This window comes from Spirochaetota bacterium, assembly GCA_004297825.1.
Taxonomy (GTDB): Bacteria; Spirochaetota; UBA4802; order UBA4802; family UBA5368; genus FW300-bin19.
The window spans coordinates 89,600-108,944 of sequence record SCSX01000068.1; the positions used below are offsets into that span (position 1 = coordinate 89,600).

At 58.2% G+C, this 19,345-nt stretch carries 18 protein-coding genes; 8 read left to right on the forward strand and 10 right to left on the reverse strand.

Annotated features, from left to right (window positions below):
* Positions 1–50 precede the first annotated feature (50 nt).
* Positions 51–1,196 carry a DUF362 domain-containing protein gene (locus tag EPN93_14280; protein ID TAL33197.1) on the forward strand — a complete coding sequence of 382 codons (1,146 nt, stop codon included), beginning with the start codon at positions 51–53 and terminating at the stop codon, positions 1,194–1,196.
* Positions 1,197–1,346: 150 nt separating this feature from the next.
* Here the strand turns inward: EPN93_14280 and EPN93_14285 are convergent, their stop codons facing one another.
* The 6 genes from EPN93_14285 to EPN93_14310 all read right to left on the reverse strand — a co-directional run bounded on the left by EPN93_14285 (position 1,347) and on the right by EPN93_14310 (position 6,256).
* Positions 1,347–1,664, reverse strand: a complete 318-nt coding sequence (locus tag EPN93_14285; protein TAL33198.1) for a multidrug efflux SMR transporter — start codon at positions 1,662–1,664, stop codon at positions 1,347–1,349.
* A gap of 15 nt (positions 1,665–1,679) precedes the next feature.
* Positions 1,680–2,543: an amino acid racemase gene (locus tag EPN93_14290; GenBank protein TAL33199.1), complete on the reverse strand. Its 864-nt coding sequence runs from the start codon at positions 2,541–2,543 to the stop codon at positions 1,680–1,682.
* Positions 2,396–2,932 carry a DUF3795 domain-containing protein gene (locus EPN93_14295; protein TAL33200.1) on the reverse strand — a complete coding sequence of 179 codons (537 nt, stop codon included), beginning with the start codon at positions 2,930–2,932 and terminating at the stop codon, positions 2,396–2,398. The genes EPN93_14290 and EPN93_14295 overlap by 148 nt, the downstream gene beginning before the upstream one ends.
* Positions 2,933–3,104: 172 nt before the next feature.
* Complete coding sequence (locus tag EPN93_14300; protein TAL33201.1) at positions 3,105–4,502, reverse strand: APC family permease; 1,398 nt, start codon at positions 4,500–4,502, stop codon at positions 3,105–3,107.
* Positions 4,503–4,598: 96 nt separating this feature from the next.
* On the reverse strand, positions 4,599–4,955 hold the full coding sequence (locus EPN93_14305; GenBank protein TAL33202.1) for a sterol carrier protein: 357 nt from the start codon (positions 4,953–4,955) through the stop codon (positions 4,599–4,601).
* 32 nt (positions 4,956–4,987) lie between these two features.
* On the reverse strand, positions 4,988–6,256 hold the full coding sequence (locus EPN93_14310) for an aspartate aminotransferase family protein (GenBank protein ID TAL33203.1): 1,269 nt from the start codon (positions 6,254–6,256) through the stop codon (positions 4,988–4,990).
* Positions 6,257–6,594: 338 nt separating this feature from the next.
* Here EPN93_14310 and EPN93_14315 point away from each other — a divergent pair, with 338 nt between their 5' ends.
* Both EPN93_14315 and EPN93_14320 read left to right on the forward strand, forming a co-directional pair.
* Entirely contained in the window at positions 6,595–6,804 is a 210-nt protein-coding gene (locus EPN93_14315; protein TAL33204.1) for a hypothetical protein, read from the forward strand.
* 46 nt (positions 6,805–6,850) lie between these two features.
* Positions 6,851–7,384, forward strand: a complete 534-nt coding sequence (locus tag EPN93_14320) for an isoprenylcysteine carboxylmethyltransferase family protein (protein ID TAL33205.1) — start codon at positions 6,851–6,853, stop codon at positions 7,382–7,384.
* A gap of 30 nt (positions 7,385–7,414) precedes the next feature.
* Here the strand turns inward: EPN93_14320 and EPN93_14325 are convergent, their stop codons facing one another.
* Together EPN93_14325 and EPN93_14330 are read right to left on the reverse strand one after the other, a co-directional pair.
* Positions 7,415–8,065, reverse strand: a complete 651-nt coding sequence (locus EPN93_14325) for a class I SAM-dependent methyltransferase (GenBank protein ID TAL33206.1) — start codon at positions 8,063–8,065, stop codon at positions 7,415–7,417.
* A 68-nt stretch (positions 8,066–8,133) separates the two neighbouring features.
* Positions 8,134–9,510, reverse strand: a complete 1,377-nt coding sequence (locus EPN93_14330) for an MFS transporter (GenBank protein ID TAL33207.1) — start codon at positions 9,508–9,510, stop codon at positions 8,134–8,136.
* Positions 9,511–9,853: 343 nt separating this feature from the next.
* On the opposite strand from EPN93_14330, the gene EPN93_14335 reads away from it, so the two are divergent.
* The 4 genes from EPN93_14335 to EPN93_14350 all read left to right on the forward strand — a co-directional run bounded on the left by EPN93_14335 (position 9,854) and on the right by EPN93_14350 (position 16,282).
* Positions 9,854–10,501: a TetR/AcrR family transcriptional regulator gene (locus tag EPN93_14335; GenBank protein ID TAL33208.1), complete on the forward strand. Its 648-nt coding sequence runs from the start codon at positions 9,854–9,856 to the stop codon at positions 10,499–10,501.
* 127 nt (positions 10,502–10,628) lie between these two features.
* Positions 10,629–13,868, forward strand: a complete 3,240-nt coding sequence (locus tag EPN93_14340) for an efflux RND transporter permease subunit (GenBank protein TAL33209.1) — start codon at positions 10,629–10,631, stop codon at positions 13,866–13,868.
* 151 nt (positions 13,869–14,019) lie between these two features.
* Positions 14,020–15,558: a TolC family protein gene (locus tag EPN93_14345; protein ID TAL33210.1), complete on the forward strand. Its 1,539-nt coding sequence runs from the start codon at positions 14,020–14,022 to the stop codon at positions 15,556–15,558.
* A 37-nt stretch (positions 15,559–15,595) separates the two neighbouring features.
* A complete protein-coding gene (locus EPN93_14350; GenBank protein TAL33211.1) occupies positions 15,596–16,282 on the forward strand; it encodes an NAD-dependent epimerase/dehydratase family protein in 687 nt (228 codons plus the stop codon).
* An 84-nt stretch (positions 16,283–16,366) separates the two neighbouring features.
* Here EPN93_14350 and EPN93_14355 read toward each other — a convergent pair whose 3' ends face one another.
* Positions 16,367–16,921, reverse strand: coding sequence for a GrpB family protein (locus EPN93_14355; protein ID TAL33281.1), 555 nt, complete (start codon positions 16,919–16,921; stop codon positions 16,367–16,369).
* 312 nt (positions 16,922–17,233) lie between these two features.
* Here EPN93_14355 and EPN93_14360 point away from each other — a divergent pair, with 312 nt between their 5' ends.
* Complete coding sequence (locus EPN93_14360) at positions 17,234–18,262, forward strand: alpha/beta hydrolase (protein ID TAL33212.1); 1,029 nt, start codon at positions 17,234–17,236, stop codon at positions 18,260–18,262.
* A gap of 242 nt (positions 18,263–18,504) precedes the next feature.
* Here EPN93_14360 and EPN93_14365 read toward each other — a convergent pair whose 3' ends face one another.
* On the reverse strand, positions 18,505–19,227 hold the full coding sequence (locus tag EPN93_14365; GenBank protein TAL33213.1) for a hypothetical protein: 723 nt from the start codon (positions 19,225–19,227) through the stop codon (positions 18,505–18,507).
* Between the last annotated feature and the right edge of the window lie 118 nt (positions 19,228–19,345).

The window sequence follows — 19,345 nt, forward strand, 5'->3', positions numbered from 1 at the left end:
CACGGGGATAGGCACCCCGGCAATGCCGCAGGCTAAAGGAGGAACAGACAATGGCGAAGGTAGCGCTGGTGCGCTGTGAAAGCTACGAGTACCCGGAGGTCAGGCGCGCGGTAGAGCGCGGTGTTGCGCTTATAGGCGGAATCGGGGCGTTCGTGGCCAAGGGCCAGCGCGTGCTCCTCAAGCCGAACCTCCTCGTGGGGGACGCGCCCGAGAAGTGCGTGAACACCCACCATACCGTCTTCAGGGCCGTTGCCGAGATGATCCTCGCGACCGGCGCGTATGCGAGCTTCGGGGACTCCCCGGCGGTGGGTTCTGCGACGGGGGCCGCGCGGAAATGCGGCATCCTCGCCGTCGCGGATGAGCTTGGCGTTTCGGAAGCGGATTTCAAAACACCGGTCGAGGTCTTCCACGAAAAGGGCGTGCAGAACAGGAAGTTCGTCGTGGCGAAGGCCGTGCTGGATAACGACGTGATTGTGAGCCTCCCCAAGCTCAAGACGCACGCCTTCGAAAAGTTTACCGGCTGCGTGAAGAACCAGTTCGGCTGCATCCCGGGCGTGCGCAAGGGCGAGTACCACATCAAGCTCCCCGACGCCGGGATGTTCGCACAGATGCTCGTGGACCTGAACGGCTTCGTGAAACCGGCCCTTTACGTGATGGATGGCATTCATGCGATGGAGGGAAACGGCCCGCGCGGGGGGAAACCCAGGGCAATGAACGTGCTCCTGTTTTCATCGGACCCGATCGCCCTGGACGCGACCGTCTGCCGCATGATCAACGTGAACCCAGAGTACGTGCCCACGGTGAAATTCGGGCACGCGGCGGGCATGGGGGTCTGGCGGGAAGCCGACATCGAGCTGCTCGGCGACGACCCGGGGGGATTCCGGGTTCCCGATTTCGATATCGACCGCGCCCCCCTGAAGCCGTACCGGGCGAGGGGTTTCATGCGATTCCTGAGCAACCGCTTCGTCCCGAAACCGTTCATAATAAAGGAAAAATGCGTCGCCTGCGGCGTATGCGTCCAGATGTGCCCCACGGTTCCCAAGTCGGTCGACTGGTTCGACGGGGACACGAAGCGGCCGCCCTCGCACAATTACCGGACCTGCATCCGCTGCTACTGCTGCCAGGAGCTGTGCCCCGAGAGCGCGATCGAGCTCAGGTTCCCGCTCATCAGGCGGGCGCTGGGCGGAAAGCGGTGAGGGCCGCACCTGGTGACGGCGACGGCGGCGCGAATCCCGGATGCGACGCGCACGGATACTAGTTTCACATAACGGCACGGGAAGCGACGGGAAGCCAGGTTTTTTCGGGGGCCGATAACGCCGGTGTGCCGGTTCAACCCCCGGCGGCGATCAATGCGCGAGCTTGAGCCCGATCACGCCCATTATGATGAGCCCGACGGATGCGACGCGCAGGAAATCGGACGGGTCGTCATAGACGAGTATACCCACGATGAAGGTGCCCGCGGCACCGATCCCCGTCCAGACAGCGTAGGCCGTGCCCAGGGGAATCGTGCGCTGCGCAAGCCAGAGGAGGTACCCGCTCATTCCCATCGAGACCGCCGCGAGGACGATCCCCCAGGCCTTGTGCGCCGTCGTCTGCGAAACCTTGAGTCCCAGCGGCCAGCCTATTTCGCATACCCCCGCCAGCAGCAGAAATAACCAGTCCATGGCGCCCCCTTACGATTACGCGTTATGCGACAGCATCCGGTCGATCATCGCCTCCACGTGAATCGCCGTGGTGTTGAGCACGCCCATCCCGGGAAGGTCCGCCGGGCCCAGCACGAGCGGGAGCTCCGTCCCGCCCAGGATGAGCCCCTCGATCCCGGAATCGGCGCGCATGCGCCCGGCCGTCGCGACGAGTGCGGACTTCACCTCGTCGCGAAATATCCCCTTCACGAACTCGCCCATGTATTTTTCGTGGATGAATTCCTGTTCTTCCGCGGAGGGCGTAACGATCGCGATGCCCGCTTCTTCGAACGCGGCCTGGTAAAATCCGCCCTGCATCGTAAACCGCGTCCCGAACAGCCCGAGCTTTGTATAGCCCTGCGACAGGGCGTGTCCCGCGGTCTCCTCGACGATGCTCAGCATCGGGACGCGCGCGCGGCGGCGCACCTCGTCGAACACGATATGCGGCGTGTTCGACGCCATCACCACGAAGTCCGCACCCGCGGCGTTGAGCCTGTCCGTCTCCGCGGCAAGGTACGCGGCGAGCGCGTCCAGGTTCCCCGCGGCGACCAGCGCGAGCATCGCCGTCATGTCGATGCTGTTGACCAGGACGGGAGGATAATCGGCACCCCCCGTCCGTTCCCGGAAGCGCGCGATCAGCAGCCGGTAATAGTCGATCGTTGACTCCGGTCCTATCCCGCCGATAATGCCCGGCACCATGACGTCTCCCTTTTTCATATTTCCAGGTCTTCTTTGCAAAGCGTGTTGTAGTCCTTCAGCGGTTCCAGGTCCTTCCCGCATCCGGCGCATGCCGTTTTGTACCAGGAATACGGCGCGCCGCACGCGGGGCATTTCCACAGGAGTTCCTGTTCCGCGAGCCATTGGCCCATGCCGCGGTCCCTGATCGCTTTCAAATTTTTAATGGTTGATTTCAGGTGCGGGAGCTTTTCCACGAGCGCGGCAATCTCGCTGCTCTCCCTGAATCCGCGATAGAGCGCACAGGGGAAATCCGCGCAGGTGACGCAGGATTCCGCGATCCCGCGCTGTTTCGCGCAGGCCCGGATGGGGCAGCGCGCGCACCCGTCGAACACGGTATCGGTCTTGCAGCCGTGGCATATCGGCCTTGCGGGGGGCAGCATGCCGTTCATGGGCGGCGGGACATCTCCCCATGCCGCCTCCCTGTTTTCCGCGATGCCCTTTCTGTACGCGGCCATGATCTCACACGCGCCGCAGTATATCCCGCAGTAGCTTTCGAGTTTGAATTCGTTCATGGCGATTCTCCCCGGAGCGTCGAGCGGCGTCCCCTTTCCGATCGTAGTACGCGTGCGGCACGGGCGAGTATTTCACGCCGCCGGCACCGCGTCAAGCGCTATCGCGGCGGCAAGGGGTCCGATTCGCGAACAGGCTGTATCGGACCCCTTTCCCCGAACGGAGCGAAATGCGTCACGCCTTCCCGGGACGCCGCTTGACCTTCGTCTGAGCGCGCTCCGCGGCGCGCTTTTTGAAAATGGGAACGATGAGGGCCGTATACAGGAACATGCAGAGGAGGAAGAGCCCCATGACGACCGCAACCCAGTAATTATTGAAAAGCTCCTTCCCGCTGTAATCCCTGGTAATGTCCGTGAAGATGCCCAGCATCAACAGGCCAAACACCGCCATCACGATCACCGGGATGACGATCCCGAAGGGCACCTTGTAGGAGCGCTCCATGTCCGGCTTTCGCTTCCGGAGCCTGATCACGCACAGCGCGGCGACCACGTAGATGAAACACTCGAGCGCCGCGGCCATGATGATGACGAAGAAATACATGTCCGTGACGAGCGTCACGAGGCTTATGGCGATCGCGAAACAACCCAGGAAGAGGATCGCGACCCAGGGCGTCGCGTATAACGGGTGCAGTTTGCTGAACACGCGCGGCAGGACGTTGTCCCGCCCCATCGCGTAGGCGAAGCGCGAGGTGTTGAGGATGCCCGTATTGAAGGAGGTCATGGACGCCAGTATGCTCATGATCGAAAAGGTCACCAGGCCCGCCGCGCCGAAAAGGTTTTTCCCGAACATGATGTGCGGTATGGGCGAACCGCTCTCGAGCTGCGCCGTCGTGAGCCCGGAGAACATGGCGACGATGAACATGCTGTAGGTTATAGAGAGCAGTCCCACGGCCAGGAGCATGCCCTTCCCGACGGTCTTGTAATCGGTGGTCTCCTCGGCCAGCGGCGCGACCCACTCGAAGCCCACGAAGAGGAAGACCCCCACGGCCGCCGCCTGCATGACGTTTTCAAACGTGAATTTCGCGCTCTTCGCCGCCAGGCTGAAGTTTATATCGATGGTGGCGAAGGCGTACAGGGACACCCCGATCATGAACGCGACCATCACGTAGGTCATGATGTCCTGCGCGACACCCGAGATGAACACGCCCCTGAAGTTGATGAGCATGATGAAAAGGATGAATATGATCGTCCAGAAGATTTTGTCGTAGAACGGGTTGAATATAGAGAAGACCGACGAGAGCACGCTCGAGAGGAGGTAGCTTTCCGCGCCCACCATCGAGATGCCCAGCAGCACGTAGAACATGCCGATGACGATCGATGTCTTCTCGTTGAAGGCCTGTTGTATGAAAAGCTTTATCCCCGCGGCCGTCGGGTAGAGCGCCGTGAGCTCCGAGAAACACATCGCCGAGAGCAGGCAGAAAAATCCCGCGACGAGTATGGAAATCCATGCGAGCTCGCCCACGAGTATGGTGGCCACCTGGATGCCCGCGACGTAGCACGAGGTCGCGATGGCCATCCCGGTGGATGCGGAAATGACGGTACGAAGTTTTATTACCTTTTTCAATTCAGCCATTATATCCTCCTGTCAAAATGTCAAACAAAGGCGTGTAAGAAATGGAGAGGCAATCGCCGTTATCCTTTATCCCCCTATCTCCTGTTCCGTTGCCTTTTAATCCGGCCAGATTATCATCGTGATGGCGTCGATGCGCACGATGTCTTCCTGGCTCGCCTTCACGCGAATCTCGCCCTGCAGGTATTTCTGCGAGGGGTTCAGGTCTCCCCAGAACATGTCGCACAGGTCCTCGCTCTTCGCGGTGACGATCACGTCCGGGGTCCCCTTCGCGCCGGGCTCGCAGGAGAGGATCTCTCCCTTGACCACGTTCATAGTGAACTGCTCTCCCGTCTCCTCCGCATTGAAGTGAATGAGCTTCGTCCAGTCCCGCTGCATCTTGCGCAGCCTCTTGTTTTCGTTGCACTGTACCGTGTAATCGGCCAGCGCCTCAAGGATTTCGCCGCTTGTCGCCATGTAAGTCCTCCTTTTCCGTTAGTAGAAATATGTCAGTCGTTTTTCCCCAGGCCCGCTTCCTTCGAAAGCTCCCTGACGGAATCCTCGAGCGCGTTCAGCACGAAGTCCACCTCATCCGGTGTGATGACCAGCGGCGGCATGAGGCGGCAGATGCTCGGGTCGTTGCCCGTGTAGATCGCGATGACGCCCCTGTCCGCCATCTTCCTCGAGAGCCGGGGGCCGATAGACTCGTTCGTGTATTGCAGACCCATCATGAGTCCCTTCTGGCGCACCTCGAGGAGAAGGTCCGGAAAGTCTTTCAACAGCCTGTCGAAGCCGGTGCGGAAGCGCGCGCCCATTTTCTGCGCGTTGCCCGCGAGGTCGTGCTTCTGAATGTAATCGATCGCGGCCAGTCCCACGATGCAGCCCAGGTCCGAGCCGCCGAACGTCGAGAGGTGTATGAAGGGATGCGGGACGAAGAAATCCATTATCTCTTCCTTGAATATCGTCGCGGAGATCGGGTATATCCCTCCGCTCAGCGACTTCGCGACGGTCATGATGTCGGGTACGACGTCCCAGTGCTCACACGCAAACATTTTGCCCGTGCGCGCGAAACCGGTCTGTATCTCGTCCAGGATGAGCATGATCTCACGCTCGTCGCAAAGGGCGCGCACCGCCGCCAGGTAGCCGTCGGGCGGGATGTGTATTCCCCCCTCTCCCTGTATCGTCTCCAGGAGAATGCCCGCCGTATCGTCCGTCACCGTTTTTTTGAGCGCCTCGATATCGCCAAAAGGCACCAGCTTGAATCCCGGCATGAGCGGCTGGAAGGGCTCCTTGTAGGAATCGCGCCCTATTGCCGAGAGCGCGAACCCCGTGTGGCCGTGGTAGGATTTATGCGTGGAGATGATCTCCGTCTTCATCGTGTAGCCGCGCGCGAGCTTGATGGCCGCGTCGATCGCCTCCCCGCCCCCGACGCCGAAAACCGTGCACTTGAGATCGCCCGGGGTGATCTCCGCGAGCTTTTTCGCGAGGTCCGCCTTCTGCTTCGAGCAGAGCAGGAACACCCCGATATCGTACTGATCGAGCGCCTTCTTGAGCGCCTCGACGATTTCACGGTTGTGCCTGCCCACGTTCATGATCCCGGAGCCCGTCTGGCAGTCGATGTACTTCTTTCCGGTGATATCCCAGACGCTCGCGCCTTCGCGCCGGTCCTCGATAATGTCCAGGCCCACGCTCTTCATGGTGCGCACCTTCATGGGGCTTATGTGCTTCTGAAAATCGGCGAGTGCTGCTTCCTTTATTTGCTTCGCATCGTGTTCCATGTGCCTCCTCCCGCCGCACCGGGCCGCGGTGCCGGCGTAATTTTATATCGGTCAATTGACTAATATATACGAAGGGGCGGTTTCGTGTCATTCCCTTTTTTTCGTTGTCAGTCAAATTTGCCGTTTTTTCCGGAAGGGGTCCGCGGATGCGTGGAAAACGCCCCAACGCATGTTCGGGATAAATTCACCCCCATCACGGGCGGTCCCGAAAAGGTACCGGGATCCCTATCGAGCACCTGCCGCTCTTTCTATATATTTTATCGGCACGATAATATTTCATTGTATTCCCTTCCCCGGCAGTATATACTTGCCGTATATTCATTCCGGGAAGGAAAGCCATGACGCTTGAAGACTGCAAGACGTGCGAAAAACACAGTTATCACGGCAACGGTTTCGTGATCTGCCACTACTGGAACATGAACGAGCAGCGGATCACCCGCACCGGGGAAGCCAACATCGTGCACATCATCTCCTGCCCCAAGGAAAGCGATATCGAGGTCGACCAGAAGAAGGAATTCCGGCCCCGGTGGAATAAAAGCCTGTACTGACCACTGCACCCGGGAATCCCCCGACTCGCGCACACAAGGAGGTGCAATGAATGCCGTGACTATCGTGCGCCATATCGCCGGGTATGCGGTCGGGATTTCGATTTTCTTTATGCTGATCCCCTGGGGACTACTCCTGTTGTCGATACATGCCGATCCCGTGATCGGGGTGGGAATATTCGAGGTTTCCATCGTGCGGACGGTCGTATCGGCGCTCATCCTGACGCCCGGCGTCGTCTTTATGCTCTGGTCCAACGCGGCGCTGTTCTTGATAGGAAAAGGTGGACCCACGGACGGCCTTGGAATCGCTATCAGCCCCCGGACGCGGCATCTGGTGATCCGGGGCCCCTACCGCTACTCGCGCAATCCCATGGTCTTTGGCGCCCTGTCCGGCTACTTCGCGTTCGCGGTCTACCTCGATTCCGCGGCGGCGCTCTTAACGCTCGCCGCGTTCGTCCCCCTCATTGTGGCGTACCTGAAAGCCACGGAGGAGAAGCGCCTTGAGCGGGACTTTGGCGAAGAATACCGCGCGTACCGCCGGCGCGTATCGATGATATTCCCGCTGCCCCCGCGGCGGGACTGAGCGTATCGGCCCCCCGGTCGCGGAGGAAATTCATTTCTTCCCCAGCACATAATATATGGAACGGAACAGGTCCGGCTTTTTTTTGAATTCCAGTATCTCCTTCATTTCGTCCCGGAAGGCCGATGAGTCTTCCATCCCGCCAATGGCCTTCTCCAGGCAGCGGTAGTATCCGTGCCCCCACGCGTCCTCCCACAGCTCGAACGCATCGACCAGGTCAAGACCGTTGTTACGAAAGGAATTCCTCTTTTCGGCATCGTGCTTCAATTCATCGTGAATGAGGAGATACCCGCCCCGCCGCGCAAGCCCGGCGAGGATCGGGAGCCCCGTGGCAAATCCCACGACATTCAGGAGTCCTTCGGCAACGACGATGTCGAAGGCGCCCCCCGCGAGCCCCTGCTCGTGAAGGCTTGCCCGTGCCGTCGTTAGTCGTCCCGACATGCCGCACGCGCGGGCCTTTTCGGTGAGGCGCTCGAGGGAGAGCGCATCCGGGTCGACGGCGCGCACCGTCCCGTCGCACGCGCGCATCAGCGCGAGTGCGGGCTCCCCTGTCCCGCATCCCGCGTCCAGGATGCGCGGCTTTTCAATGCGCGGAATGCGGTAGAAGGCCCTGATCGTGTACCTGGTCAGGTTTCGCCTGCACGCATCCCTGATTTCCAGCCTGATTCTCAGCGCGTCATCCATATGAGGCTTCCCCTGTATTCACGTGTATCGGCCCGATCCCCTTGGCCGCTGCCGTTAACGCGCCTCGCTCACGCCTTGGCGCTCCGCTCCTCCCTCCCGCGAATCTGCGCCCGAATCTCTTCGTAACGCCGTCTGTCGATGGGATACAGGAACAGGAATACGAGACCGCCGATAAAAAAGGCGGCCGTGATGGGACCCACGAGGAGGCGAATCCCCAGGAGCGATTCCGCGCTCTGCACCGCGTCGGGAACGTAGCCGAATATCCCGAGCACGAGACCCACGAAGAGCCCGGCCAGGGCCTGACCGATCTTGATCATGAAGGTCCACAGCCCGTAATATACGCCCTCGCGTCGCACGCCGCTGTTCGCGTAGTCGTAATCGATGGTGTCGGGGATGATCGCCCAGGGCATGACATAATGCGCCGAAAGCCCGATGCCCGTCACGAACATGACCCCGTAGACGAAATAGATTCCCGCGACGTGCCCCATGAAAAAAATGAGCATGCACGCGATGGACACCACGGACATCCCCAGGATGTAGGTGAGCCGCTTCCCGATTTTTCCCGAGAGCCAGACTGCGCCCGGGATGAAGGCCATGGAGGTGATGAGCATGATGACGGAGGCGGGGGTGATAAGCTTCTCGTCGTTGAAGAGGTATTTGAAATAATAGATGAGCGTGGCAGTGACGACGGTGACGCCGCAGGTGTTGAGCGTCCACGCGCCGAGAATCAGCACAAAGGGCCTGTTCCGGAACGCCTCGCGGTTGGAGCCGAAGATGCCGTGTGTTTCCGCGCCCCCCGCGCGCGCGGGCTCGCGCACCGCGAAGAAGGGCGTGAGCACCGAGAACACGATCATGGCGCCGAAGATCGCGCCCATGGCCATGAACCCCGTGGTCCGGTCGCCAAACCCCATGATGATGGGCATGCCCGCCCCGGCGCCCAGTATCGTGCCCACGCACGCGTACATGGACTTGTACCCGGTAAGCGAGGTGCGCTCGTTGTAGTCGGAGGTGAGCTCGGGCATGAGCGCGTTATATGGTACGTTGGCGCACGAGTAGGTCAGGCACAGCAGGATGAAAGACGCGCATGCCCACACGAACATGGACGACTGGCTCGCGGCGTGCGGATTGGTGAACATGAGCATGTACGCGAGCCCGAAGGGAACGGCCCCGAACAGGAACCAGGGGCGGCGCCTCCCCATGCCGCTCTTCGTCCGGTCCGAAAGGAAGCCCACCGCGGGATCGATGAACGCGTCGAGCGCCTTGCCCGCCATGATGGCGAGCCCCGCGAGCCCCGCCGAAAGTCCCACCTCGTCGGTCAGGTAGTTCATGAGCCAGAACGCCATGGTGATCCAGAATATGCTGCTCGAGAACTCGCCCGCGCCGTAGCCGAGCTTTAGTTTCAGGGGGAGTCTTGCTGACGTGGTCATCGTCGCCTCCGTATGCATTCAAAAATCGGCATGCGCCGTGCCGAATGTCCTGGAACCCGGTGAGGCTGTGGCGGTAAAGATGCACATGGGGATCCAATTCCGGATGCCATACAGTACACAGGCGGTGCGGGGATAATTCAAGCGGTTTTCATGAGCGAGACCGGATAAAGGGCCTTCTCTGCCCGGAATTTCCAGGGGTTACGAAATTTTATGCACAATTTCGGCGACCTGCGCCGGCAAGGCCTCAATCCCCGGTGAATATTTTTCTTGACAAAAACGCACCCTGGTTATATTTGACCATAATGTTTAACGTTATAGTTAAACATTTTTGTTAATACCACTGTGCGGGCGGACCGACAGCATGACCTCGAAGAGCAAGATACTGAACGCAGCCATCGAAGTATTCGCCGAAAAAGGCAAGCACGGCGCCACCATGGACGAGATCGGCGGCCGCGCCGGGATCAACAAGGCGATGGTTTATTACTATTATACGAGCAAGGATATGCTGTACCATGAAGCGCTCATGGACATTATCAAGGAACAGAGCGGGAGATTCGCGACGGACCCGCGCAGCGAACAAAATCCCGGCGGGCAAATCGCGACCATCGAGCGCCTGATCAGGAAATTTTTCTACGGCTTCAACCAGGATCAGAATAAGAGCAAAATCCTTTTCGAATCCCTCATAAATTATCCCAACGATCTGCACAAGGTCATCAAAAAGGTGACGGCGGAATCAGAGGGTCCCGAATTCTTCGCGGAAGAATTTCTGGGCGTGTTGAAAAAGGGCATTAAAAACAAGACATTCCGGAACATCAATCCCGAGCATACGCTGATAAGCATCCTGGGGATGAGTATCATCTACAACCTGATGGGAAAATCGATCGCCGAGACGTTTTTATCCATGCCGGTAGGAGACGAGAAGGCCTTCATTTCGAAAAGGGAGAAATCCATCACGGACCTGGTCCTGTACGGTATATGCACTCAGGACGCGGGGGGAAAGGGACAGTGAATCGCGGATCGGAATACCGGACATCATCGGGTGAAATTCCGTATCGATCGCGTAAATTTCGGATTATTTTTCCAGTTTAACTAACTAATCGGTTAGTTAAACGATAGTGTTGATCAAGGAGGACATCATGATCCGTTTAACCGAATACATGCTGCAAAGAAGAATGCTCGTAAATCTCATCGCGCTATTGCTCATGCTCGCCGGCATCTTCTGCCTTGTGAGGATCAATCGCGAATCGATACCCGATGTGAACTTCGATATGGTCAGCATCGTCACCGTGTATCCCGGGGCGTCTCCGGCAGAAGCAGAGGACTTGATCTCTATTCCCATCGAAAAGAAACTCCGAGGCGTGAGCGGGATTCAAAAGGTCAGGTCCTACAATGTCGAAAACGTATCCTTTCTCGTCATCTTTCTCGAGGACGGGATTAAAGATAAGCGGAAGGCCGTACAGGATATCAAAGACGCGGTGGGACAGGCGGATAACCTGCCGTCGAATGCCTCGAAACCCCTTGTGAAAGAAATAACCTTCGAGAACACGGAGCTCGTATCCATCGCCTTTACCGGAAAGAACGCCGGCGTTCCCTATTCAAGAATCAGGGACCTCGCCGACCGCATGGAGGATATTTTTTATGATATAGACGGAGTCGCCGAAGTCGAAAAATTGGGATTCTACGACCGCGAATACCTGGTCGAGGTCGATCCGGGTAAACTGGACGAATACCGCATCGGCATGAACACGCTGCTTGCCACGCTTAAAATGCGCAACATCGATTTTCCCGGCGGCGCCCTTCGCATAGGGAAAAAGGAATTCGTACTTCGCACCAAAGGGCAGTTCCGGGACGTCGACGAGATACGGAATACCGTGATCACGGCGAACGATTCCGGCAACGCGACCAGGATCGGGGACATCGCCACGGTCAGGGATTCGTACAAAGAGGCCGATGCACGCTTTCGCTTCGACGGCAAAGAGGCGGTGGTTTTCAAATTATGGAAAAAGAGAAGCGCCGATGAGATCGAGCTTTCGGGAAGACTACGAAAAACCATCGGTGAAAAGTCCCCATCCGGTTATGACGACATCGCGATCTCGTTCTTCGACGACCAGAGCAAGATGACGGAGCGGCGCCTGTCGGCGGTCATCGAGGAGGCCGTGATCGGATTCACCATTCTCGGGCTGTTCATGCTCTTCCTGCTGGGGCGGCGGATGTCGCTTATCGTTCTCATGGGGATCCCGGTTACCTTCATGGGTACCTTCATCTACATGTGGTATTTCGGCATTACGCTCAATATCGTCAGCCTTTTCGGTGTCATCATGGTCCTCGGGATGGTCGTCGATTTCAGCATCGTCATCGCGGAGAACAGCCATCGCTACATGGAGGAGGGACTCGAGCGTATCGAGGCCGTACGCAAGGGTCTGCACGAGGTATTCTGGCCCGTGACCGTCACCTTCGTCTGCATCGTCATCGCGTTTCTGCCGCTCCTGCTGGTGTCGGGGATGATCGGCAAATTCGTGAAAGCGATCCCGACGGTGATCATCGTATCGCTGGCCGCCTCCTGGGCGTTCGCCATGTTTATGCTCCCCGCGTGGCTGAATATGCTCCTGCGCCGTGAGCAGGATTCCGGGAAACCAGGGAATTCCCCGACCCTGCCCATGAGAGTGGCCGCTTTCATCTGCGCACTGTTCGGAAAAAAGACGGGCCGGGCCATGTCCGGTCCGGCGGTTACGGCAGATATCAGGGACGAGGACGCCCACTTCGAAGCGGGCGGCTTTGGGCATGTGCAGCGAAGGTACAAGATGCTTGTACGCACCGCAGTCGAGCATCGCTATATTACCCTCGGGATACTGCTCGCGCTTTTTTCCCTTTCGCTCTACCTGATTCCGGTAATCGGATTCAAGTTTATCCCCAAGGGCGGCGAGGAACAGATCCGAATTAATGTCAAGCTGCCGTACGAAATGAATCTCGAAGCAAACCATGAAGAGATGAAAAAGCTTGAAAAAATAGTTCTTGAGCTTCCCGGGGAGGAGCTCGAATCGCTGTGCGTCACGGTTGGGGTCGAGAACGTGGACATCATCGATCCCAAGCCGTCGAAAGCGACGTTTAAAAGCACGTTCAACTGTTACCTGACCCCCGAAAAAACCCGCCGGCGCACGGCGGGCGTCATAAACGAAGGCTTACGGAAAAATATCACCGCGGCGCAGAAGGCCGGGATACTCATGACCGACATGGACGTCCGCACCGAAACCGTGATGAAATCGCCGCCGGTGGGGAGACCGGTGAACGTGGAGATACGGGGGGAAGATTTCGAAACCTCAAAAAAAATCGCGGCCGAGTACGTCTCGTACCTCACGACAATCGAAGGCGTGCACGATGTGGCGATCGACCTGGAAGAGGGCAAAACGGAATACCGGTATTCCGCCAACGATACGACCGCCGCGTGGACCGGGGTCTCCACATATGATATCGCCATGTCGATTCACGCCTCGTTCGCGGGCGCGGTTCCCACGAAGCTGAACCAGAAGGACGAGGAGATCGGGATTCGCGTCAGGTTCAATGAAGAGGCGCGAACGAAAATGAAGGGGCTGAGCGACGTCAAAATCGCGAACATGACCGGAGGACTGGTTCCGCTGAACGCCGTGAGTAAGGTACAGGTCGGGAAATCGTATTCCCAGATCAATCGGCTCAACTACCACCGGCTCATGCAGGTCCAGGCGGACGCGGATGCATCGATACTCACCCCCGTTGAAGTAACCAGTCTTCTTGAAAAAAAGTTTCCCGACATCGAAAAACGCTATCCGGGTTTTACCGTCCGTTACGGAGGCGAGCAGGAGGACACCGACAAATCTATGGGAGAGCTCGGCGCGCTGTTTGTCGCCGCGCTCATTGTCATCTTCATCATACTCACGGTGTATATGAATTCGCTGCTCCTCCCGGTCGTCGTCATGAGCGCGATCCCGTTCGCCCTCGTGGGGGTGGTGTTCGCCCTTGTCACGCACCAGCAGCCCCTGTCGTTCATGAGCACCCTGGGGCTGTTCAGCCTTGCGGGAATTATCGTAAGCAACACGCTCATCCTGGTCCAGTTTATCAACAAATTCCGGCAGGAGGGGATGAGCCTTAAAGACGCCATCATCGAGGGCGGGGTGGTCAGATTGAGGCCCATAGTGCTGACTGCGGGATCAATGGTGCTCGAACTCATTCCGGTGATTTACGGGATAGGCGGAAAAGATTACCTGGTGGCGCCGCTCGCGCTCGCGTTCGGATACGGCCTGATCTTCGCGACGTTCATTACGCTGATTATCGTTCCTTGTTTTTATCATATCGCCGAGGATCTTACAAAATCGTTTCGGCGGCTGTTCACACTATTCGGATAAGGTAATCGAGGGGCGGTCGGCATGGGTATGGAAAAATGGAAATTATTTCAAAATGTCTGCAATTAATGATCTCCGGAGGAGTCGTTATGACCATGGGAAATGATTTAACGGATCAGGTATGGATTTTAAACTCCACCCAGGAGCATTGTAAATGAAAAACAGGATTGCACTAAGCTTTGTCGTGTATGGGATATTCGTGGCGTCCGTTATCGGGAGCGCCGCCGCGCAGGATTCCCCAGATACCAGTCCGGACGCGGACCGCCCGCTCGAACTATCGGCACACAAGGCGATCGAACTGGTGCTCAGGAATAATCTGACCCTGCAGTCCGCGAAGTACGATATCGCGATGAGCGATACGGCCTACCAGGCGTTCCAGAAAAAGTTTTCTCCGTTCGTCAACCTGCAGACGGGCTACGTGAAGCAGGAGAATCCCCCGACCGCGTTGTCGGAAATTACCGGCACGAAGTATCATGAATATGACGCAACGGTTGCGATATCGAAAATCTTCACAACGGGGACCAATGTCTCCCTTGGGGCGCGCGAAATGTATTACGATGCGAACGACAAGCAGTTCCTGCCGGGCACCCCGGCCGATCCGGCGTTCCATAAGCCTTCACTGTTTTTTAATATCCAGCAGGAATTGTTAAAGAATTCATTCGGTTCGTCTGATCGGGCGTATAACAAAATATTCAGCAATTATTCGACCATGCAGAGGACCGCTATATTGAACAATCTTTCCGGACTGGTGGCCGGGGCACTGATCGATTACTGGACCATCACCGTCCGGAAGTCGTCGGTGGAAAATGCGAAGCTGGAGCTCGAATCAAAAAAGCAGGTGAGGAACATCATTGCGCGCAACGTGGACTTCGGGTTGATGGAATCGTACGACCTGAATCAATTCAATGCCCTCGTCGCCGGCGCCGAAACGCAGTTGGAGCTTGCGGAACAGGGCTATCGCGATGCGCTCAGGAATTTTCTCAGGACGGTTGATATGCCGTCGGAAACCGAGATCAAGGGCGTATTGGATCTCCAGGAAACCCTTCCCGAGATGGAACCATCGGCCGCGCTGAAGGCCGGGTTCGCCAAGAGGACGGATTACCGGAACGCCATCATGGATCTTGAAAACAGGAAAATGGAGCTCGGGATACAGGAGGACAATTCCCTCCCGTCGCTCACCCTGAGCCTGGGGGGAAACCTGAACGGACAGGATGCCTCGCTTCCCGATGCCCTGAGGGGAACGGCCACGACCGATTACACCGGCTGGAACATACGCCTCATGGCGACGTACCCGCTGGACGATACCGAAAACCAGGCGCTCCGGAGGAACGCGGTGATGAAGCTCAGACAGGCGGAGCTGGGCGTGAAGCGGCTCAAAAAGGAAATAAACGATGATATTTACAGCAAGCTTGAGCACGTGAAGACCCAGCATGTCATGCTCTCCAAGAGCAAGACGTCGCGCACCGAAGCGGAGCTGTATTACCAGAAGATACTGATCCGGTTCGGCCAGGGAAAGGCGTCCACCGTGGCCATGCAGAATGCGCTGGATGCGATGATCCGTTCGCGCCAGATGGAACTCGAATCGCTGGTATGGTTTAACGTGGCGCTGCTGCAGTTGGATCTTTCGAAAAATGAGGTTTTTGATAAGTACGGAGTTGATGTTGAACATTACCTGATTAAAATCGCCGATTAAATGCGCACATTCCGAAAAAAATCCAAGAGGGGGAGCGATGATAATAGCGGTTTTTGGATCAACGGGCACGACCGGTAGGGAATTAATCACCCAGGCACTGGAGAGGGGACACCACATCAGGGCTTTTGCGCGCACCCCCGGAAAACTGAGCGACCTTCGGCATGAAGGACTGGAAATCATACCCGGTGAATTAAGCGATCGCGAATCTATAGTGAGAACGATAATAAACACGGATGCCGTCATCAGCCTGCTTGGACCGCGCGACAACAGCAGGGATCGTTCATTGAGTAACGGTATGCAATTCATCGTGGATGCGATGACACGGGCGGGAAATCGACGAATTGTGTCCATCTCAACGGCCAGTGTTCGTGATGATCAGGATCAATTCGACATGCCATATTTTTTGCTGGTCGGCATCGTTAAACACGCGTTCAATCATGCATACGGAGAAATCATCGCCATGTCGGACATCATTCGATCCTCCGGCCTGGACTGGACCCTTGTTCGTGTCGGATTGTTGAACAATGAGCAGATGAAACAAATAAAAGTAGGATACCATGGCAAGCGCAGCATCATGATTCCCATTTTCAGGTCGATCAGGACGGGATTCTACGGTCACCATCAGGTCGGAATCCAGGTTTCCAGAGTGAGCGTCGCAAAATTCATTTTGGATCAAATCACTTCGAAGAAATATCTCAGGCAGGCGCCGGCGATCAGCGATTAGCTGAAGCATTCCATGTCGCCGGCGATTTTTGCAACTCGAATACACACCCCCGCAAGGGCGAAACAAACCCCCTTGTCCCGGTCATCAGCCCTCGCGATGATGGCTTCGCGCCTGTTCCATCACGCACGCGATGAACTCCGTCTTCCCGTCCGTATAGGCAGCCCTGTCGTTCGGAAATTTTTCCGCGAGGCGGAGCTTGAGTTCGCCGTATTCCCTCGCAACGTCGGGGTGTCCGATAAGCCAGTCCCTGAAGAGCAGCCGCTCCCAGTGTTCAAAGTGCTCCCCGACCACGTGGAGGTGATGCGTGCGTACGCCGTCACGGTTTCTTTTAATGAACCACGCGTAGAAGGGCCCGCCGTCGTCGCCATGCGTCGGCCTCCAGAGATACTCGTATCCCCTTCCCTCCAGGATGGGAACGATTACACGCGCCGCTTCCTCGAGGTCCCATACGCCCGCAAGCATGTCTATCACCGGCTTCGCCGGGAGCCCCGGCACCGCGGTGCTGCCGAAATGCTCGATCCGCGTGAAGGTGCCGGGGGGGACACACGAGAGGAGACCCTTTTTCTCCCGTGCAAATTGCCCGGGCCACGCGGGATTCCACGGGACGATGTCGACGTCCTCGCGCACGAGCCGCGCGATTTTTTCTTCATGCGTCTCTACGCGATGCGCGCGGGCCGTCAATGCATTACCCCGTGCGAAGCCAGGACCGGTTTCATTTCCTGCACCATGATTCTTTCACCGTAATCTCCCGGGAAGATAACTGCACGTGCGAATTCCCGGGTAAACAAAAAAAATAATTTTCAATTTAAGCCCCGATGTGTAGGGTAATTCAAAGACGGGATCATCGGCCGCACGCCTATCGGCGCGGAAGCGCGGGTTGCCCGGACGACAGACCTGTACTCGCCCCGCCCGCCCGGCGCGCGGGCATGCTGTAATTATTCGGAGGTCCCCATGATCAAGCGCATACTGGTCGCGACCGCTGTTCTACTGACCCTGGTTGCCGTAATCGTCTTCTTTCTGGGCACTCACTGGCAGCGGACCGAATTCGGGAAGCTCGATTTCAAGGCCGCGATTCTGCTGAAGATGCGCAGCGCCCTCCAGGAAAAGGCGGCCCCCAAGGTCGCCCGGTTGCGCGCCGACGAGGCCTCCCGCGGCAAGTCGCTTCAGGAGCATCCCATGGCCGTGGCGCGGATAAGGGACATGGAAATGCCCGGGGGAGCGGGCGCGATCCCCCTGCGCGTCTACACACCTTCCGGAAACGCCCCTTTCCCCATCCTCCTCTTCTTCCACGGCGGCGGCTGGGTGATGGGCGACCTCGACTCGGCCGATTCGGCATGCCGCTTCCTTGCGAACACGGTTCTGTGTGTCGTGGTGTCGGTGGACTACCGTCTCGCGCCGGAGCACCCCTTCCCCGCGGCGATCGACGACTGCTACGCGGCGCTCGTATGGGTCCATGCGAACGGGAAAACGCTTGACGGCGATCCCGGGCGTATCGGCGTCGCGGGAATGAGTGCGGGGGCAAACCTCGCGGCCGCGGCGGCGCTCATGGCGCGCGACAAGGCCGGCCCCCGCATCTCGTGCCAGGCCCTCGCATACCCGGCGGTGAACCTGTCGGCCCTCGACACACCCTCGTTCCGCCACTTCGCGGAGGGTTACGGGCTCACCAGCGAGATGGTCGATTTTTTCATCCGGTGCTATCTCTTCGACGAGACCGCCGGCAAAAACCCGTACGCGTCTCCCCTCCTGGCCGGGAATTTTTCCAAGCTGCCTCCCGCCATCGTCATAACCGCGGGATTCGACGTGCTGCACGACGAGGGCCGCGAGTACGCGGAGCGCCTGAACGCGGCCGGCGTGAATACCGTGTATTCGGATTATCCGACGATGATCCACGGATTCCTGAACATGGGGAAGGTATTCCCCGAGGCGAACGCGGCGCTTTCGGAAATAGCCGCGTTCGCGGCGCGAACCCTGCGGGACTGATACGCGCCGCCGGGAGAAATTCAAGGGAGCGCGCCTTTCCCAGGGCGACAGCGTGCTTTTTTTCTCGACGCTGTCGGGGGGATAAGGCGCGCGGGGGGCCGATGCGCGTATCGGCCCCCCGCGCGCCTTATATATTTCCGAAATTGAATTGAAAATATGCGGCCATGCGATTGCCGTTCACCATCGGAAGGAAAAGCCATGGGTTAACCGATCCGCGGCGAGAACGACGCCCCCGCGCTCCGCTAGAAGTTCACCCCGATCGAGGTGAGGATGGTCACCGGGGTGAAGATGTCGTCCAGGAAATCCTTTTGCGGCTGCTCCTGTGAGCGCACGTCCACCCGCCCCTCGAGTATCGTCCAGTGGATTCGCTCCCACAACCTGAACAGCCTGAGGGCGACAAGCGGCCGCAGGTTTACGCCCCTCCCGCCGGGGGCCCAGTTCCCCGTGCGACTCCCGAACGGCCCGTGGAGGTACAGGTCCCCCGATATTCCCGCACCGATATCGATCCCGATAGGAGCCGGCCGCGCGGCGCCGTCGCCGACGCGCCACGATTCCGCCACGAACTGGCCTCCGTAGCGAAACACCGCGCTGAACACGAGCGCGCGGAAATCGTTGTTGTATACCGGGTCCCGGGTATTATTCGCATCGCGGTACATCTCATACGCGCCGCCCCCGAAACCGAGGCTGAGCGTGACGACGGTGTAATCGTCTCCCGCGCGCCAGAAACGCCGCTCGAACATGAATCCCAGCTCATACAGGTACCCGCCCGATTTCTTTCCGGAATACTCCGCAGCCCGGCTTTCATCCGGGGCAGCGCCGGCCCCCTCGCCTATGAGCCCGGCACCGGCGATGATCCCCGCCGTCATGCGGGGTTTCGGTAGCACAAGCTCCTGGGCGAACAGTGACCCGCACAGTGACGCAAGGATTATCGCTGCGATCGCCGCCTTGAGTACAGATTCATGCATCCTGGCCTCCAGTATGGGGAATGGCGGGCAGTAGAGCACGTGCATCTCTCACGATCAAGATTTTTTTGACAGATGAAGACAGGTGGGTCACGTTCGACTACGGCCGGCAGGGAGGAAC

What these genes read in the sequence shown, in the direction of transcription:
- EPN93_14280 (TAL33197.1), top strand. Translation starts at nt 51, where the DNA reads ATGGCGAAGGTAGCGCTGGTGCGCTGTGAAAGCTACGAGTACCCGGAG.
- EPN93_14285 (TAL33198.1), bottom strand. Translation starts at nt 1,664, where the DNA reads ATGGACTGGTTATTTCTGCTGCTGGCGGGGGTATGCGAAATAGGCTGG.
- EPN93_14290 (TAL33199.1), bottom strand. Translation starts at nt 2,543, where the DNA reads ATGGCTCGCGGAACAGGAACTCCTGTGGAAATGCCCCGCGTGCGGCGC.
- EPN93_14295 (TAL33200.1), bottom strand. Translation starts at nt 2,932, where the DNA reads ATGAACGAATTCAAACTCGAAAGCTACTGCGGGATATACTGCGGCGCG.
- EPN93_14300 (TAL33201.1), bottom strand. Translation starts at nt 4,502, where the DNA reads ATGGCTGAATTGAAAAAGGTAATAAAACTTCGTACCGTCATTTCCGCA.
- EPN93_14305 (TAL33202.1), bottom strand. Translation starts at nt 4,955, where the DNA reads ATGGCGACAAGCGGCGAAATCCTTGAGGCGCTGGCCGATTACACGGTA.
- EPN93_14310 (TAL33203.1), bottom strand. Translation starts at nt 6,256, where the DNA reads ATGGAACACGATGCGAAGCAAATAAAGGAAGCAGCACTCGCCGATTTT.
- EPN93_14315 (TAL33204.1), top strand. Translation starts at nt 6,595, where the DNA reads ATGACGCTTGAAGACTGCAAGACGTGCGAAAAACACAGTTATCACGGC.
- EPN93_14320 (TAL33205.1), top strand. Translation starts at nt 6,851, where the DNA reads ATGAATGCCGTGACTATCGTGCGCCATATCGCCGGGTATGCGGTCGGG.
- EPN93_14325 (TAL33206.1), bottom strand. Translation starts at nt 8,065, where the DNA reads ATGGATGACGCGCTGAGAATCAGGCTGGAAATCAGGGATGCGTGCAGG.
- EPN93_14330 (TAL33207.1), bottom strand. Translation starts at nt 9,510, where the DNA reads ATGCATACGGAGGCGACGATGACCACGTCAGCAAGACTCCCCCTGAAA.
- EPN93_14335 (TAL33208.1), top strand. Translation starts at nt 9,854, where the DNA reads ATGACCTCGAAGAGCAAGATACTGAACGCAGCCATCGAAGTATTCGCC.
- EPN93_14340 (TAL33209.1), top strand. Translation starts at nt 10,629, where the DNA reads ATGATCCGTTTAACCGAATACATGCTGCAAAGAAGAATGCTCGTAAAT.
- EPN93_14345 (TAL33210.1), top strand. Translation starts at nt 14,020, where the DNA reads ATGAAAAACAGGATTGCACTAAGCTTTGTCGTGTATGGGATATTCGTG.
- EPN93_14350 (TAL33211.1), top strand. Translation starts at nt 15,596, where the DNA reads ATGATAATAGCGGTTTTTGGATCAACGGGCACGACCGGTAGGGAATTA.
- EPN93_14360 (TAL33212.1), top strand. Translation starts at nt 17,234, where the DNA reads ATGATCAAGCGCATACTGGTCGCGACCGCTGTTCTACTGACCCTGGTT.
- EPN93_14365 (TAL33213.1), bottom strand. Translation starts at nt 19,227, where the DNA reads ATGCATGAATCTGTACTCAAGGCGGCGATCGCAGCGATAATCCTTGCG.